At 60.6% G+C, this 16,272-nt stretch carries 16 protein-coding genes and 1 pseudogene; 12 read left to right on the forward strand and 5 right to left on the reverse strand.

Annotation, left to right across the window (positions count from 1 at the left end; genetic code table 11):
• The first annotated feature begins 86 nt into the window (after nt 1–86).
• From xsc to ROSMUC_RS04545, 6 genes are all read left to right on the forward strand, one after another.
• Complete coding sequence (gene xsc, locus ROSMUC_RS04525; protein WP_037270136.1) at nt 87–1,862, forward strand: sulfoacetaldehyde acetyltransferase; 1,776 nt, start codon at nt 87–89, stop codon at nt 1,860–1,862.
• 3 nt (nt 1,863–1,865) lie between these two features.
• Nucleotides 1,866–3,026, forward strand: a complete 1,161-nt coding sequence (locus ROSMUC_RS04530) for an acetate/propionate family kinase (RefSeq protein WP_037270137.1) — start codon at nt 1,866–1,868, stop codon at nt 3,024–3,026.
• 137 nt (nt 3,027–3,163) lie between these two features.
• Complete coding sequence (locus ROSMUC_RS04535; RefSeq protein ID WP_037270138.1) at nt 3,164–5,983, forward strand: molybdopterin oxidoreductase family protein; 2,820 nt, start codon at nt 3,164–3,166, stop codon at nt 5,981–5,983.
• Nucleotides 5,980–6,129: a hypothetical protein gene (locus ROSMUC_RS20965; RefSeq protein ID WP_170062550.1), complete on the forward strand. Its 150-nt coding sequence runs from the start codon at nt 5,980–5,982 to the stop codon at nt 6,127–6,129. Before ROSMUC_RS04535 ends, ROSMUC_RS20965 begins: the two co-directional genes overlap by 4 nt.
• A complete protein-coding gene (locus ROSMUC_RS04540; protein WP_037270139.1) occupies nt 6,126–6,908 on the forward strand; it encodes a 4Fe-4S dicluster domain-containing protein in 783 nt (260 codons plus the stop codon). Before ROSMUC_RS20965 ends, ROSMUC_RS04540 begins: the two co-directional genes overlap by 4 nt.
• Nucleotides 6,908–7,780: a dimethyl sulfoxide reductase anchor subunit family protein gene (locus ROSMUC_RS04545; protein WP_037270140.1), complete on the forward strand. Its 873-nt coding sequence runs from the start codon at nt 6,908–6,910 to the stop codon at nt 7,778–7,780. The genes ROSMUC_RS04540 and ROSMUC_RS04545 overlap by 1 nt, the downstream gene beginning before the upstream one ends.
• Before the next feature lie 18 nt (nt 7,781–7,798).
• Here ROSMUC_RS04545 and ROSMUC_RS04550 read toward each other — a convergent pair whose 3' ends face one another.
• Both ROSMUC_RS04550 and ROSMUC_RS04555 read right to left on the reverse strand, forming a co-directional pair.
• Entirely contained in the window at nt 7,799–8,380 is a 582-nt protein-coding gene (locus ROSMUC_RS04550) for a DUF1523 family protein (protein WP_037270141.1), read from the reverse strand.
• A gap of 11 nt (nt 8,381–8,391) precedes the next feature.
• Nucleotides 8,392–8,718 carry a hypothetical protein gene (locus ROSMUC_RS04555; protein WP_342748339.1) on the reverse strand — a complete coding sequence of 109 codons (327 nt, stop codon included), beginning with the start codon at nt 8,716–8,718 and terminating at the stop codon, nt 8,392–8,394.
• 44 nt (nt 8,719–8,762) lie between these two features.
• On the opposite strand from ROSMUC_RS04555, the gene ROSMUC_RS04560 reads away from it, so the two are divergent.
• Together ROSMUC_RS04560 and ROSMUC_RS04565 are read left to right on the forward strand one after the other, a co-directional pair.
• On the forward strand, nt 8,763–9,578 hold the full coding sequence (locus tag ROSMUC_RS04560) for a cyclase family protein (RefSeq protein WP_037270142.1): 816 nt from the start codon (nt 8,763–8,765) through the stop codon (nt 9,576–9,578).
• Between the two features lie 105 nt (nt 9,579–9,683).
• The gene (locus ROSMUC_RS04565) at nt 9,684–10,493 is read left to right on the forward strand and encodes a CE1 family esterase (protein WP_037270430.1); all 810 of its coding nucleotides are present in this window, start codon (nt 9,684–9,686) and stop codon (nt 10,491–10,493) included.
• A 77-nt stretch (nt 10,494–10,570) separates the two neighbouring features.
• Here ROSMUC_RS04565 and ROSMUC_RS04570 read toward each other — a convergent pair whose 3' ends face one another.
• The 3 genes and pseudogenes from ROSMUC_RS04570 to ROSMUC_RS04580 all read right to left on the reverse strand — a co-directional run bounded on the left by ROSMUC_RS04570 (nt 10,571) and on the right by ROSMUC_RS04580 (nt 12,943).
• Nucleotides 10,571–10,813, reverse strand: coding sequence for a hypothetical protein (locus ROSMUC_RS04570; RefSeq protein ID WP_037270143.1), 243 nt, complete (start codon nt 10,811–10,813; stop codon nt 10,571–10,573).
• Nucleotides 10,814–10,970: 157 nt separating this feature from the next.
• A complete protein-coding gene (locus ROSMUC_RS04575) occupies nt 10,971–11,828 on the reverse strand; it encodes a phosphotransferase (RefSeq protein ID WP_052115257.1) in 858 nt (285 codons plus the stop codon).
• Nucleotides 11,829–11,982: 154 nt separating this feature from the next.
• Nucleotides 11,983–12,943 (reverse strand): annotated as a pseudogene (locus tag ROSMUC_RS04580) (DUF808 domain-containing protein).
• A gap of 234 nt (nt 12,944–13,177) precedes the next feature.
• Between ROSMUC_RS04580 and ROSMUC_RS04585 the strand changes: the two are divergent.
• From ROSMUC_RS04585 to ROSMUC_RS04600, 4 genes are all read left to right on the forward strand, one after another.
• On the forward strand, nt 13,178–13,669 hold the full coding sequence (locus ROSMUC_RS04585; RefSeq protein WP_037270432.1) for an Lrp/AsnC family transcriptional regulator: 492 nt from the start codon (nt 13,178–13,180) through the stop codon (nt 13,667–13,669).
• 159 nt (nt 13,670–13,828) lie between these two features.
• On the forward strand, nt 13,829–14,971 hold the full coding sequence (locus ROSMUC_RS04590) for a glycine cleavage T C-terminal barrel domain-containing protein (RefSeq protein WP_037270145.1): 1,143 nt from the start codon (nt 13,829–13,831) through the stop codon (nt 14,969–14,971).
• A 29-nt stretch (nt 14,972–15,000) separates the two neighbouring features.
• The gene (locus ROSMUC_RS04595; RefSeq protein ID WP_037270146.1) at nt 15,001–15,450 is read left to right on the forward strand and encodes an OsmC family protein; all 450 of its coding nucleotides are present in this window, start codon (nt 15,001–15,003) and stop codon (nt 15,448–15,450) included.
• Between the two features lie 21 nt (nt 15,451–15,471).
• On the forward strand, nt 15,472–16,272 hold the full coding sequence (locus ROSMUC_RS04600; RefSeq protein ID WP_037270147.1) for an enoyl-CoA hydratase: 801 nt from the start codon (nt 15,472–15,474) through the stop codon (nt 16,270–16,272).

The following is a 16,272-nucleotide window of genomic DNA, read 5'->3' on the forward strand; positions in this document are numbered from 1 at the left end:
CTAGAAGTAACCCCCGCACACCGCTAGTTTCGCATAAGATTTTCCCCTTAACCGCCACCGCGCGCCCGATCCAGAGGACCCAGCCGATGAAGATGACCACCGAAGAGGCCTTTGTCAAAACCCTGCAACTGCATGGAATCCAACACGCTTTCGGGATCATCGGCTCTGCCATGATGCCGATCTCGGATATTTTCCCCAAGGCCGGGATCACATTCTGGGACTGCGCGCATGAGGGGTCTGCCGGCATGATGGCCGATGGCTACACCCGCGCCACCGGCAAGATGTCGATGATGATCGCTCAGAACGGCCCCGGCATCACCAATTTCGTGACCGCCGTCAAAACCGCCTATTGGAACCATACCCCCCTCCTGCTCGTGACCCCGCAGGCCGCCAACAAGACCATCGGTCAGGGCGGTTTCCAAGAGGTCGAACAGATGAAACTGTTCGAGGATATGGTCGCCTATCAGGAAGAGGTGCGCGATCCCTCGCGTATTGCCGAGACCCTCAACCGTGTGATTCTCAAGGCAAAACGCGCCTCTGCCCCGGCCCAGATCAACGTGCCCCGCGATTTCTGGACGCAAGTGATCGACATCGAACTGCCCGCCATCGTCGAGTTTGAGCGCCCCTCGGGCGGCGAGGCCGCGATTGCCGAGGCCGCCCGCATGCTGACCGAGGCCAAATTTCCCGTCATCCTCAACGGGGCCGGTGTGGTGCTGGCCGATGGGATCGACGCCTCACGCCAACTGGCCGAGCGTCTCGATGCCCCGGTCTGCGTCGGCTATCAGCACAATGACGCCTTCCCCGGCTCGCACCCGCTCTTCGCGGGGCCTCTGGGCTACAACGGCTCCAAGGCGGGGATGGAACTCATCTCGCGCGCGGATGTCGTGCTCTGCCTCGGCACGCGCCTCAACCCCTTCTCGACCCTGCCGGGCTATGGCATCGACTATTGGCCCAAAGAGGCCAAGATCATTCAGGTCGACATCAACCCCGACCGCATCGGCCTGACCAAGAAAGTGACCGTGGGCATCGTCGGCGACGCCAAAAAGGTCGCCACCTCGATCCTCGCCCACCTGGGCGAGAGCGCAGGCGACACCGACCGCGCAGACCGCAAGGCGTTGATCGCAAAAACAAAATCGACATGGGCACAGCAGCTCAGCTCGATGGATCACGAAGACGACGATCCCGGCACCACCTGGAACCAGCGTGCCCGCGCCGATAAACCCGACTGGATGAGCCCCCGCATGGCATGGCGCGCGATCCAGTCCGCCCTGCCGCGCGAGGCGATCATTTCCTCGGACATCGGCAACAATTGCGCCATCGGCAATGCCTACCCGTCGTTCGAAGAGGGCCGCAAATACCTCGCCCCCGGCCTCTTTGGCCCCTGCGGCTATGGCCTGCCCTCCATCGTCGGCGCCAAAATCGGCTGCCCGGATGTGCCGGTGGTCGGCTTTGCCGGGGACGGTGCCTTTGGCATCGCGGTCAACGAACTGACCGCCATTGGCCGCTCGGAATGGCCCGCCGTGACGCAGATCGTGTTCCGCAATTACCAGTGGGGTGCCGAAAAGCGCAACTCAACCCTTTGGTTTGATGATAATTTCGTCGGAACAGAGCTGGATCAGCAGGTCAGCTATGCCGGGATTGCACAGGCTTGCGGCCTCAAGGGTGTCATCGCCCGCACGATGGAGGAACTGACCGACGCACTCAACACCGCGATCAAGGATCAGATGGAACATGGCAAGACCACCCTCATCGAGGCCATGATCAATCAGGAACTGGGCGAGCCCTTCCGCCGGGACGCAATGAAAAAGCCCGTGGCCGTCGCCGGGATTGATCCGGCCGACATGCGCGAGCAGCAGGTCTGATCTATGGGAAGCCCCGGCAACAGCGATCTCATTCTGGTCCTGAATGCCGGGTCATCCTCGATCAAGCTGGCCGTTTTTGACGGCCAGCTCACCCAAATCCTGACCGGGATCGCCGATGGGATTGGCGGTTCTGGCACGCTAAAACTGGGGGATGCAAAGGCGGTCCGCGATCTGCCCGATCACGCAACCGCTTTGCATGCCATCCTGCAAGAACTTGAAAGTCAAGGATTTTACATCACTCGCTTCGCCGCCGCAGCGCATCGCGTGGTACATGGTGGCACCACACTCACCCAGCCCACGCGCATCACGCCTGCGGTGCTGACCGCGATCAAGGCCTGCACGCCGCTTGCCCCGCTGCACAACCCACACAACGTCGCCGCGATCGAAACCCTGTCTGCGCTTGCGCCCGACTTGCCCCAAGTGGCCGCGTTCGACACCGCCTTTCACGCGAGCAACCCAGAGGTTGCCACCCGCTACGCCCTGCCTGCCGCAATCGAGGCGCGCGGCATCCGGCGCTATGGCTTTCACGGCATCTCCTATGCCTCACTCATCGACAGCCTGCCCACCCTGACCGGCACGCCGCTGCCCGCCCGCCTGCTGGCCCTTCACCTTGGCAACGGCGCGTCAATCTGCGCGATCCGCGACGGTAAATCCATCGCCACATCAATGGGTTACTCACCCCTAGAGGGGCTGACCATGGGTACCCGCACCGGCATGATCGACGGCAACGCCGTGCTGCGATTGGCCGAAGAGGACGGTATCGCCGCTACCCACACGCTTCTGAACAAGGAAAGCGGGCTGCGCGGCCTCTCGGGCGGCCTCTCGGACATGCGCGCACTGCTCGCTGACCCCTCCCCGGCAAGCGCCTTCGCGGTCGAGCATTTCTGCTATTGGGCCATCCGCCACGCGGGATCGCTCATCGCAGCGATGCAGGGGCTTGATGCCGTGGCCTTTACCGGCGGCATCGGCGAAAACGCCGCCCCCGTGCGCGCCCGGATCATGGAAGGCCTAGCCTGGCTCGGAGCAGAGCTCGACATCCGCGCCAATGCAATGGGCGCAACCCGCCTGCACGCCCCCGCCTCGAAGATCGCCTGCTGGATCATTCCGGCCCAAGAGGAACGCATGATCGCGGGCGACGCACAACGCCTCTTGTGCGGTGAATGAGGCCATGAACAGGAACAACAGACCGGTAATTTCGGAATTTCCGAGACATGTTTTCAGGAAATGAAAAGAATCAAGAAGATGGTCGCGATCAGGTTTCTTCTGCCATAACGTGACGCCGACGGAGAAAAAGGCCAACCATGACACATCAGCCCCGCATCGACACCTCGCCGCATGTCTCGGATGAGGTGCGCAAAACCACCTGTTACATGTGCGCCTGCCGCTGCGGGATCAACGTGCACCTCAAGGGGGGCAAGGTTGCCTATATCGAAGGCAATCGCGACCACCCGGTGAACAAGGGGGTGCTCTGCGCCAAGGGATCTGCCGGCATCATGCAGGTCAACGCCCCCTCGCGCCTGCGCGCGCCGCTCAAGCGGGTCGGCCCCCGTGGCTCTGGCGAGTTCGAGGAAATCTCTTGGGATGAGGCGCTGCAAATCGCCTGCGACTGGCTGGACCCTATCCGCCATGACGATCCGTCCAAGCTGGCCTTCTTCACCGGGCGTGATCAATCACAGTCTTTCACCAGCTTTTGGGCGCAGAATTTCGGCACGCCGAACTATGCCGCACATGGCGGCTTTTGCTCGGTCAACATGGCGGCGGCGGGCATCTACACAATGGGCGGTGCCTTTTGGGAATTTGGTCAGCCGGATTGGGACCATACCAAGCTGTTCATCCTCTTCGGCGTGGCCGAGGATCACGATTCCAATCCGATCAAGATGGGCATTGGGCGGATCAAGGCGCGCGGCGCGCGGGTCATCGGGGTCAACCCGATCCGCTCCGGCTACAATGCCGTGGCCGATGATTGGGTGGGCATAACCCCCGGAACGGATGGGCTTTTTATCCTGTCTCTCATTCACGAACTGATGCAGGCGGGCAAGATCGACCTCGATTACCTCGCGCGCTACACCAATGCGCCGGTGCTGTTGAACAGCGATCCCGCCTCGCCCGAACACGGGCTTCTCCTGCGCGATGATGACGGCAAGCCTCTGGTGATCGACCGCACCACTGGCCAGCTCACCGCCTTTGACACACCCGGCGTGCGCCCCGATCTCAGTGCGACATACGAGGCAGACGGCATCACACATCGCCCCGTCATGCACCTCATGGCCGAACGCTATCTCGATCCTCAATATGCCCCCGAAACGGTGGCCGCGCGCTGCGGCGTGACCCCCGACAAGATCCGGCGCGTCGCCGCCGAAATCGCGCGCGTGGCTTTTGACGAGGCGATTACGCTCAATCACGAATGGTCGGACTTTCGGGGCGAAACCCACAAGACCATGACCGGCCGCCCCGTCAGCTTTCACGCCATGCGCGGGATTTCGGCACATTCCAACGGGTTCCAGACGGCCCGCGCCCTGCACGTCCTGCAAATTCTGCTCGGCACGGTCGAGGTGCCGGGCGGTTTCCGCTTTAAACCGCCCTATCCCAAACCCGTTAGCGCCCATCCCAAACCGCATTGCGGGGTCCAGCCCGATTGCCCGCTCGACGGCCCGCATCTGGGCTTTGTACGCGGCCCCGAGGATCTGGCGCTCAAGCCTGACGGCACGCCCGCCCGTATCGACAAGGCGTTTACCTGGGAAAACCCGATGTCGGCGCATGGGCTGATGCATATGGTCATCTCCAACGCCCATGCCGGTGATCCCTACAAGATCGACACGCTGTTCATGTATATGGCCAATATGTCGTGGAATTCCTCGATGAACACGCGCGGCGTGATCGAGATGCTGACCGACAAGGACGAGAGCGGTGCCTATGTCATTCCCCGCATCATCTATTCGGATGCCTATAGCTCTGAGATGGTCGCCTATGCCGATCTGATTCTACCCGACACAACCTATCTGGAACGCCACGATTGCATCTCGCTGCTGGATCGCCCGATCTGCGAGGCGGATGCCGCCGCCGATGCGATCCGCTGGCCGGTGATCGAACCTGACCGCGATGTGCGCGGCTTTCAAACTGTGCTGGTGCAACTGGCCAACAAGCTGAAATTGCCCGGTTTCACCACCGAGGATGGCACGGCGAAATACGCCGATTACGCCGATTACATCGTCAATCACGAGCGAAAACCGGGCATCGGTCCGCTCTCGGGCTTTCGCGGCGATGGTTCTGATACCGGGCGCGGCACGCCCAACCCCGAACAGCTGAACCGCTACATCGAGAACGGCGGCTTTTTCGTAAGCCACATCCCCGACGGCGCGAATTACTACAAACCATGGAACATGGCCTACCAGAATTGGGCAGTCGGTATGGGCCTCTTTGACACACCGCAGCCCTATGTGTTTGATCTCTATGTCGAAACCATGCGCAAATTCCAACTGGCCGCCGAGGGGCATGGCACCCGCCAACCCCCCGACCACCTGCGCGACCGGATCAAGGCCACGATGGACCCGCTGCCGATCTGGTATCCTCCGTTCGAGGAATCGCATGTCGATCCCGATGAATTCCCCGTCCATGCGCTGACACAGCGCCCGATGGCGATGTATCACTCCTGGGGCACGCAAAACGCATGGCTGCGCCAGATCCACGGCCAGAACCCGCTCTATCTGCCCACCAAACTCTGGGAGAAGCACGGGTTCAGCGACGGGGATTGGGCGCGCGTCACCTCTGCCCATGGCGAGATTACCGTGCCCGTCGCCCATATGGCCGCGCTCAACGAAAACACCGTCTGGACATGGAACGCCATCGGCAAGCGCAAGGGGGCCTGGGCGCTCTCCGAGGATGCCCCCGAGGCAACGCGCGGCTTTCTGCTCAACCATCTGATCCACGAGCTTTTGCCGCCCAAGGGTGACGGCCTCAGATGGTCCAATTCCGATCCCATCACCGGACAGGCGGCGTGGTTCGACCTGCGCGTCAAGATCGCCAAGGCCGCCGCGCCATCAGAGGCGCAACCCGCCTTTGCCCCGATCAAATCACCGGTCGGACAAGGCCCTGACCATCTGGAATGGAAGGTCGGGAAATGAGCGGCAAGACTCTGACATTGCTGGCCATTCTGGCCTTTGTCGCCTTCAGTGTCGGCTCGTTCATCTGGTTCATCGCCACATGGGACAAGACCCGCGAAGAGCCGGTGAGCATCCGGTCCAATATCCTAGAGGAGCGCCGCGCATGACAACGCTTCCCGCATCCACCACCCGAAAGCTGGGCTTGGTGATCGACCTCGACACCTGCGTCGGCTGTCACGCCTGCGTGGTGTCCTGCAAGGGCTGGAATACCGAGAATTACGGTGCCCCCTTGAGTGATCAGCAACCCTATGGCGCAGACCCTTCGGGCACATTCCTCAACCGCGTTCACAGCTACGAGGTGCAGCCGCTGGCCTCCTCCGCCATGCCGCACCCCGCCGCGCAATTGGTGCATTTCCCCAAATCCTGCCTGCATTGCGAGGATGCGCCCTGCGTCACCGTCTGCCCCACTGGGGCCAGCTACAAGCGGGTCGAGGATGGGATCGTTCTGGTCAACGAGAGCAATTGCATCGGCTGCGGCCTCTGTGCCTGGGCCTGCCCCTATGGCGCGCGCGAAATGGACGCCGCAGAGGGGGTGATGAAGAAATGCACCCTCTGCGTGGACCGCATCTACAACGAGAACCTGCCCGAGGTCGACCGCGTGCCCGCCTGCGTGCGCACCTGCCCCGCAGGGGCCCGCCATTTCGGGGATTTCGCAGACCCCGAAAGCAATGTCTCGAAACTCACCGCTGAGCGCGGTGGCCTCGATCTCATGCCGGAACAGTCCACCAAACCTGTCAACAAATACCTGCCGCCGCGCCCCAAGGATCGGCTCGACCAACCCAAGCCGGTGGGCGAGATCGACATTCTGGCGCCGTTCCTCGGTCCCGTGATCGAGGAACCCAAGGGTTTCCTTGGCTGGCTCGACAAGACCTTGGAGAAGCTCTGATGCATCCAGCCCCTTCCGTCATCGTCTTTACCACGCTCTCGGGCCTGGGCTTTGGCCTGCTGTTCTGGCTGGGTCTGGGCCTGCCTGCGGTCACTGGCTGGGTTGCCTTCGCCTTCTTCGCCATCGCCTATGCACTGGCCGTGGGCGGGCTTATGGCTTCGACCTTTCACCTCGGGCATCCGGAACGCGCTTGGAAAGCGTTTAGCCAGTGGCGATCAAGCTGGCTCAGCCGCGAAGGCGTCTGCGCGGTCGCGGCGCTTGTCGTCATGGGGATTTACGGCGCAGGGCTTGTGTTCTTTGGTGAACGTCTGGCGATTTTGGGCTGGTTTGGCGCGGCGCTCGCTCTTGGCACCGTGTTCACCACCTCGATGATCTATGCCCAACTGAAAACCGTGCCGCGCTGGAAAACTCCCCTGACACCCGCGCTCTTGATCGCGATTTCACTGGCGGGGGGCGCGCTCTTGGCGGGACAGATCAGCGTGGCGCTAATCCTGATCCCGATCGCTGGCGTGCTGCAAATCCTATGGTGGGTGCGCGGCGACGGGGCCTTTGCCGCCTCGGGTACGGATATGGCGACGGCAACTGGCCTTGGGCATATCGGCACGGTGCGCGCCTTTGAGCCACCCCATACCGGGCCCAACTACCTCTTGCGGGAATTGGTCTTTCAGGTTGGGCGCAAACACGCGCTGAAACTGCGCGGCATTGCCTTTGGTCTGGGCTATGCCGTGCCTGTCCTGCTCTTGCTTGTGCCCTTCAGCCATGCCCTGGCCTTGGTGGCTGTCCTCGCCCATGTCGCCGGGATCGCGGCGTCACGCTGGCTGTTCTTTGCCGAGGCAGAGCATGTCGTGGGTCTCTACTACGGCAAGCGTTGAGGCCGAATGGGCGCGGTTTTAACCGCGCCCGACGCCCCATTCCGTGTCACCCTGTTTCTCGCGCCCGTTCCAGAACCGCCGCCAGCGAACCCGGATGGCCCAGGCTGATGCGGCGAGCAGCAGAAGGATCACGATCTTGACCCAAGGGATGATCTGCACATCCGGCCCCGCGACCGGCCAGATGCTGACGGCATTGGGATAGATGGAAAAGAACTCGTTCCGCCAGCCATAATGGCGCACGACGACCCATTGGGCATTCTCGGCGGATTTCTTCGACATCATGTCCGAGGCTTCGGCCTGCAAATTCGAGGTGTCGAACTTGAAATAGGGCGGCCAGCCCCAGCCCGTATCCTCGTTGCGATAGATCATCGGCTTGTCATTGGCACGGAAGGTCTGGATGAAAAACACATCGCGTTCGGTCGCCGTCGGGTCCGCTCCGGTATCCGCATTCGACCAGAAGAGCGAATTATCCCCCGGATTGACCCGCTTTTCATAGGTATCCGTGATCCGCACCACATCATGCTGCGGCAGCGTGTAATGCAGAAACGCAATCACGCCGGTCCAGAACAGACCCCAGAACACCCATTTGACATAGACCATCGTCGGCCCCCTTACATGAAGTTCGTCAGATATATGATGACCACCACTGTCACCACCGGAACGATATAGACCAGCCAGATCAGCCGCTTGCGCAGCGATTGCTCATATTGCGCCATACCGGTCTCTATATAGGTATTCCTGTCGCCGGGACGACCCGCCTCTTCCCAATCGCGCTCCATTTTCCGTCGCCGCACGGAACGCGAATACCAGGAGATCGCCAGATAGAGCACCGTCAGAGCGATCAATCCAAAAATCAGCAAGCGCATCAGCGCCACCATGGCATGCTCCTTGTTTTCAAGTTCCGACCAAAGCCGCCCCCTTGCATAACGCAGAATCATGCTAGGCTGCACCCCATATGCACCGAAACCCGAAAGGACATGCCATGTGTGACGCCTGTATCATCAACGCGGTCAAGGACAGGATGCTGTCGCGCCGCAGCTTTTTCACCGCTGCAGCGGGGGTCGGGGCAGCGGCCGCATTGTCCCCTCTTGGCGGCACGCCCGCCATGGCGAATGGACATGCCAAGGTCGAGGACCTGACACATACCTATGACGCGGATTTTCCCACCTATTTCGGCGCGCCCGGCATCTCGACCGAGCAGAATTTCAACTTTGCCGAAAACGGCTTTAACCTGATGACGCTGACGGTGAACGAGCACACTGGCACCCATGTGGATGCGCCGCTGCATTTCTCGGCGGATGGCGCATCGGTCGATGAAATCGCCGTGGGCGATCTGGTCGCACCGCTCTGTGTGGTGGATATCGCCGCACGCGCGGCACAGGACGCCGACACGATGCTCACCCCTGACGATCTCAAGGCGTGGATTGCCACCCACGGCCCGATCCCCGACGGCGCCTGTGTGGCGCTGCATTCCGGCTGGGGGGCCAAGACCGGCACCGAGGCCTTTCGCGGGTTTGATGGCGAAAAACAGCACTATCCCGGTTTTCACATCGAGGCGGCGCAAATGCTGATCGAGGAAACCGGTGCCCGCTCGATTGCCAGCGATACACTGTCGCTCGACCACGGCCCCTCGGCCGATTTCGCGACGCATTACGCCTGGCTGCCAACGGGCCGGTTCGGCATCGAATGTCTTGCCAATCTCGACAAGGTGCCCGCCGCCGGGGCGACCATCGTGATCGGCGCGCCCAAGCACCGCGGCGGTTCTGGTGGGCCCGCACGCATCTTTGCGTTGATCTGACCTGTTCGGCCCCGACATGTTCGTCGGGGCCGAACCTGACACTCTTGTGACATGACATTTCAGGCGCGGTGCGTAGTCTGGTTTCAGCCACGTGTCGGAGATGTCATGCGTTCCCTGTTCTTCCTGCTGTGTTGTCTCTGGCCGGGGCTGCTGCACGCAATCGAGACAACCGAGGATCGCTGTCACGCCGAAGTGCCCTGTCCCTTGGGGGACCGTTCCTATCACGTGCTAGAGCCTGATGGCTGGGACGGGTCGTCGCCCTTACCGGTTCTATTGCATTTTCATGGGTGGATGCGGCAAGGCACGGTCGTGGTCAAACATCCCCGCGTCGCGGGTGCCACACGGCGACGCGGCGTGCTGTTACTGGCTCCCAATGGCGAGGGCAGAACATGGAACTTCTGGACCTCCCAAACCGATGACGTGGCGTTTGCTGCCGCCGTGATCGAGGATGCCGCAAAACGCTATCCGATAGACCGCGCCCGCATCTTTGTCTCGGGCTATTCCTACGGATCCGCGATGGCTTGGCGTTATGTATGTGAGAACGGCGACGGCGTTTCCGCTCTACTGGCGGTATCGGGCACCCTGCGCCAATCAGAACACTGCCAACAGGCCCCTCAAGAGATTCGTCACGTGCACGGCACCTCAGATACCGTCATGGACTTTCCGTTCGGTCCAGAGGGAGAGACCACATGGCCTGTCAAACTCTGGCGGGACAAGCTGGGATGTGCAGAACCCGGTGAGGGGCGTGGGGAATGGAGGGTGACAGAACCCCTCAGCTTTCAGCGCATCACATGGGAGGACTGCGCCGAAGGCCGCGTAGTGCTTGATGTGCATAGCCGAGGCCATTTCATCCCGCGCGGTTGGATCGGCAGGCAACTGGACGAGCTACTAGCCTTGCCCCCGTCCTATCCCTAAAACAGCAAAAAACGGGCAATCTTGCCCGTTTTCTGTATCTCATATGTCGATTGTCGCCGAAACCGGCGCGACAAATATCAGTTGGTGGTCGTCGTGGAGGACGAACCGTCGCCACCCGAAGCGGCAACTGCGCCAACAATGATCGCACCTGCGACAACAGCCACAACGGTGCCGGTGCTCACGCCGAGACCAAGACCAACGCCCGCACCTTGGGTGGACACGAACGGATCAGCATTGGTCTTTGCTTCTTCAGCAAGAACCGGAGCAGCGGCGGAAGCGGCCAGAGCGGCAGCGGCGACAAAAGTCGAAATCTTGTTCATTTTATTCTCCTATCCATTATGGACCATGACATCCCAAAAGGACTTAGGCTTGCTTATGCCATAGCTCAAGGCTCAATGGAACCCGAATTTTCGCCATACGCCCATTCTCGCTGCTGAGAGATATAGTTGCAACGACCTGATTAATTTTTGTGCAAATTCAGATGTAAGCTGCGCTCATTGCGGCGATTTCCGCCTCTGTGCCTTCGCCAGCAGCGCGATCACCGCGCGAATCGAGCCAGAGACAATAGGCCGCCATGCGCCAATGGTAGAATGCCGCAAGCGATTGGTAGCGCCGAGTAATCTCTGGGTCGGGATAAGTTGCCAGAAATCTCTGGCGCTCTCCCTCCGACAAGGGCGCACCGCGATAGGCCATTTGCATCGCGGGGGACAGAAACAGGGCGATATCCTCACACGGGTCACCAATCGCCGGACATTGCCAGTCTATCAGCCGCCAGTCCCCCGGATTTCCCACGATATTTCCGGCAACGGGATCGCCGTGCAGCAAACACATTCGGCCGACAGGGGGAATCACCCCAGAGGGGCGAAAGCTCCAAACAGGCTTGGCTTTGACAGCAGGACAGTGGGACAGAATTTGTTCTGTCTGGCGCAGAAGGCCCTCGCTCCCATCCGGCACCGTGCGCAGATTCTCCGGTCCGGCCAGGGCGTGGACCCGGTACAAAAGCGCGGCAATCTCTGACACCCCGGTTTGCCAGCTTTGGCCAGGGACATGCTGATAAATCACGCAATGCCCCTCTGCGGTGGCGAAATCATCCAACCATTTCGGGGCAAGGTTCAAATTGTCTAAATGCCGGAGACTGGCAACCTCTGCGCTTGCATCATTGGGAAAGAGGGGATTGTCCGAAACCTTCGCAAAGAGTTTGACGACAATGGACAGATCCTCGGCCTCGACTTTCCAACTTTGGTTCGTGCGCCCGCCCAAGAGGCGAGTCCAAAGGGCATCGGACAGGGCGAACCCGCGCCGCAACAGCGCGTCCTGCAACTCGGATTGCGTCATCTCAGCCGAGTCTTGTCTCAAAGGCTTTCACCATAACACCAAGGAAGGTTGAACAAGGCTAGAAGGAAGCGGGTGATCCTACAAGACACGGTGTTCTGAGCGCCTCGAAAGATCGAGACACCTGTGACCTGCTTTTGACGGGCGTGCAACAGAGTCACGATTTCTCAGGAAAGAGCCAGCCGGAAACCGGAACAATTGCTCGGGTGACAACCGGGATCAGCACGAGACCCGCAACCAGACCAACAATTCCGTCGAGCCCCGCCGTAACGCCCCAAGAGACAAGGCCGGGCAACGCGCCGGCCGTCTCTACCGCCCATTTTGCGGCATGCTTGATCTGCTCATAAGGCAGATGCCAGCCAAGTTCATGCAGGCCATGCACGAGGATGCTGCCCCCAACCCACAACATCGCAACTGTTCCAATGGCCCCAATCCCCGTCAACACACCCGGCATGGACCGGACAATGCCCCGCCCAAATGCCCGCGTGGCACCAAAGCGCCCGGTCGTACTCAGATGCAGGCCGACGTCATCAGCCTTAACCAAGAGTGCCACGGCACCATAAACCAATATGGTAATGCCGATGGCCACCAAGCCCAAGGCCGTGGCCTGTATCCAAAAGGTGCCAATGTCGATCTGTGACAAGGCGATTGTCATGATCTCTGCGGACAATATGAAATCGGTCTTGATTGCCCCTTTCACACGCTGCTCTTCCAGATGTGCCGCCTCAAGGGTTTCGGCCTCCTGCGGGCCGTGGTCCTTGTGTGGCACGATCAGATGCCAGACCTTCTCGGCACCTTCAAAACACAGATAGGCCCCGCCAAGCATCAAGAGAGGTGTTAGTATCCAAGGCAAAAACGCATTCAACAAAAGCGCAGCAGGCAACAAGATCACCAGCTTGTTGAAAACACGAGGCGCGCGCGATTTTCCACACGATAGGTAACTCGCGCGCCGCAGGCAGTCCGGTGGCGTATTTCGGTGTGACCGCAGCATCGTCGATAATCACTCCGGCGGCCTTGGTTCCGGCCTTGCTCGCTTGCGCTGCAACATCGTCAAGTTGCGACGCGGCCAGCTTGGCGATAGCAGCCACATCGTCGAATAGCGCCAGTAATCCGCTCATGACTTTCTCCGCATGTTTTGGGCCGCCCGCACCTGACCTCTATCAAGGAACAGGGCCGACATTCAACGATCACACGCCAGACCGGGACTAAGGCAAGACAATCCCCGTCGCTTTTGGCGAGAAAGATGTTGCAATAGGACGAGGACGCGCGGATATGCGCGCTACATTCGAGTGGTGCTTGTGAGGCGCTGCGCGATGACCCATCGCCATCTTGTGACAAAAGGTTTCCAGGGGATGAAACGGCTCGGGCTTGATGCAACGGATATCCGCATTCTCAATGCGGTCCAACAGCATGGCCCCCTAAGCAAAACTCGGCTGGCTGAGATTGCTAATATCTCCCCGACCCCCTGTTGGGCACGTCTTGATCGCTTGAAGGCGGCGGGCTTTATCCGTGGGTATCATGCGGATATCGTGCTCGAAAAGATCTGCGACTTTACCGAGGTTGTCGTCACCGTCTCGCTCACGCACCACCGCAAGGCGGATTTTGACCGGTTTGAGGGTTTCGTCCGTGGGCGCGACGAGATCACCGAATGTGTCGCCACCGGAGGCGGCATGGACTATGTGATGCGCGTCATCTGCCCCAGCCTTGCGCGGTTCCAGACCGTGATGGACGCCATGCTTGCCGGTGACTTGGGCATCGACCGCTACATGACCTACATCGCCACGCGGCGTGTCAAATCCGGGAAACCGAATCTCGCACTTCTCACAGCAAAAGACGGCAAGTGATCCAACCGACCGCGCAGTCTGTCCGCAATTAAAAATCAGCCTGTTCAGTCTGCGCGGATCGCTTTTTCAGACCAAATCCCAGTGCCGTTTGGCCCTAGAAGATCGCCAGTTTCACACAGTCGGCCACGGTGGCGCGACGGAACAGCAAGGGCGAAAACCATGATGCAAGCAGACGACTTCGGCTTTGGCACCCAGATCCGTAAATCCCCCTATTTCGATGCCACCGTGCGGTGGGGCGCAAAGGGATTTTCCGTTTATAACCATATGTATATCCCGCGTGACTTTGGTGATCCGGAACAGAACTTCTGGAACCTCGTGAATGACGCCATCCTCTGCGATGTCGCCGTGGAGCGCCAGGTCGAGATCACCGGCCCCGACGCTGCACGCTTTGTCCAGATGCTGACGCCGCGCGACCTGTCGAAAATGGCCGTGGGCCAGTGCAAATACATCCTGATCACCAATGCAGCGGGCGGCATTCTTAATGACCCGATCCTGCTGCGTCTGGCAGAAAACCACTTCTGGATTTCGCTGGCCGATAGCGACATCCTTCTTTGGGCGCAGGGTGTGGCGGTGCATTCCGGTATGGATGTGACCATCGGCGAGCCGGACGTATCCCCCCTCCAATTGCAAGGGCCGAAATCGGGCCTGATCATGCAAGAGCTCTTTGGCGAGAGCATCCTCGATCTGAAATACTACTGGATGCGCGAAGTCGAACTGGACGGGATGCCCTTGATCGTATCGCGCACCGGCTGGTCAAGCGAATTGGGCTATGAGATTTACCTGCGCGACAGCGCCCATGGCGATGCATTGTGGGAGCGGATCATGGCGGCGGGGATGCCCCATGGTTTGAAACCCGGTCACACCTCATCCATTCGCCGGATCGAGGGGGGGATGTTGTCCTATCATGCCGATGCGGACATCAACACCAACCCCTATGAGCTGGGTTTGGACCGGTTGGTCAATCTCGATATCGAGGCCGAGTTCATTGGCAAGGCCGCGCTGCGCCGTATTCGTGACGAGGGTCCGCGCCGCAAGCAGATTGGCCTGATCATCGACGCTGCGCCGCTTAAAGGGCCGAACACCACGTTCTGGGCGATCAATGTTGCGGGGGCGCAGGTGGGCAAGGTCACATCGGCCGTCTACTCGCCACGCTTGGAACGCAATATCGCTCTGGCGATGGTCGCAGCCGAGTATGCCAATATCGGCGCCGAGGTTGAGGTCGTGACCGGCCAGGGACCAGTGCGCGCCGTGATGGTGGAGCGCCCCTTCTACGATCCCAACAAGAAAATCGCCGCCGCCTGAGCGCGCCCAGTCAAGACGAGTCCTGATCCATGTCCGACCTCGCAATCGAGCTGCATTGGCAGCGCGCCGAACCTGTGCTGCACACTGGCAAATACTCCAACGCCCATACCGTGCAGTTCAACAACCACCATGATGTGCAAGTGGATGCCGCCCCGGATTGGGGCGGTGATCCCGCCCACACCAATCCTGAGCAGGCGCTCGCCTCGGCGCTGTCCAGTTGCCACATGATGACCTTTCTTGCCCTTGCGGCCAAGGCCGGCTGGCCGGTCGCCAGCTATCACGACTATGCCGTGGCCCATCTGGGTAAGAACCCCAAGGGGCAAATGTCCGTCACACGGATTGATCTGCATCCGGTCGTGCGTTTCGACACCGGCTTTGCGGTGGAAGACGCGCAGCTGGCAGAAATGCAGGACCGCGCGCACCGCTACTGCTTTATCGCCAACACGCTCGCTGAGAGCGTGGAGATCAACATTCTCTGACCTCTGAAAGGACGAGACCCCGTGCCAAAAAGCGATATCCTTCTCTCTGAGCTCGACGGCGACGGCATCCTGCGCCTGACGCTGAATGACGCAGGACGCCGCAACGCGCTGTCCGAGGCAATGCTGGCAGACCTGGGTCGCGCCTTTGCGGAGGCCGGGAATGATCCCGCGGTGCGGGTCATCGTTCTTGCAGCAAACGGGCCCGCGTTCTGCGCGGGCCATGACCTCAAGGAAATGACCGCGGGGCGGGCCGGAGCGGACCGGGGTCGCGCCTATTTCACCAAGATCATGGCGCTCTGTTCCGGCGTAATGCAGGCCATCGTGAACTGCCCCAAGCCAGTGATCGCCGAGGTTACGGGCATCGCCACCGCAGCAGGCTGTCAGTTGGTGGCAAGCTGCGATCTGGCGATTGCGGCGGATACGGCGCAGTTCAGCACGCCAGGGGTGCATATCGGCCTCTTCTGCTCGACCCCGATGGTGGCCCTGTCGCGCAACGTGGCGGGCAAACATGCGATGGAGATGCTGCTGACGGGCGATATGATCCCAGCCGCCCGTGCGGCGGAAATGGGGCTTATCAATCACGCCGTAGCACCGGATGACGTGCAGGCCGCCACGATGGCCATGGCGCGCAAGATTGCATCGAAATCGAGCATGACCCTCGCCACCGGCAAGCGCGCCTTTTACGCGCAACGCGAGATGACCCTGTCCGATGCCTATTCCTACGCCTCCGCCGTGATGGTGGACAATATGCTGGCGCGAGATGCCCAAGAGGGCATCGGTGCCTTTATCGAGAAACGCGCGCCCCAGTGGCAGGATGCCTGA

The sequence above is a fragment of the Roseovarius mucosus DSM 17069 genome, from assembly GCF_000768555.3.
GTDB classification, from domain to species: Bacteria; Pseudomonadota; Alphaproteobacteria; order Rhodobacterales; family Rhodobacteraceae; genus Roseovarius; species Roseovarius mucosus.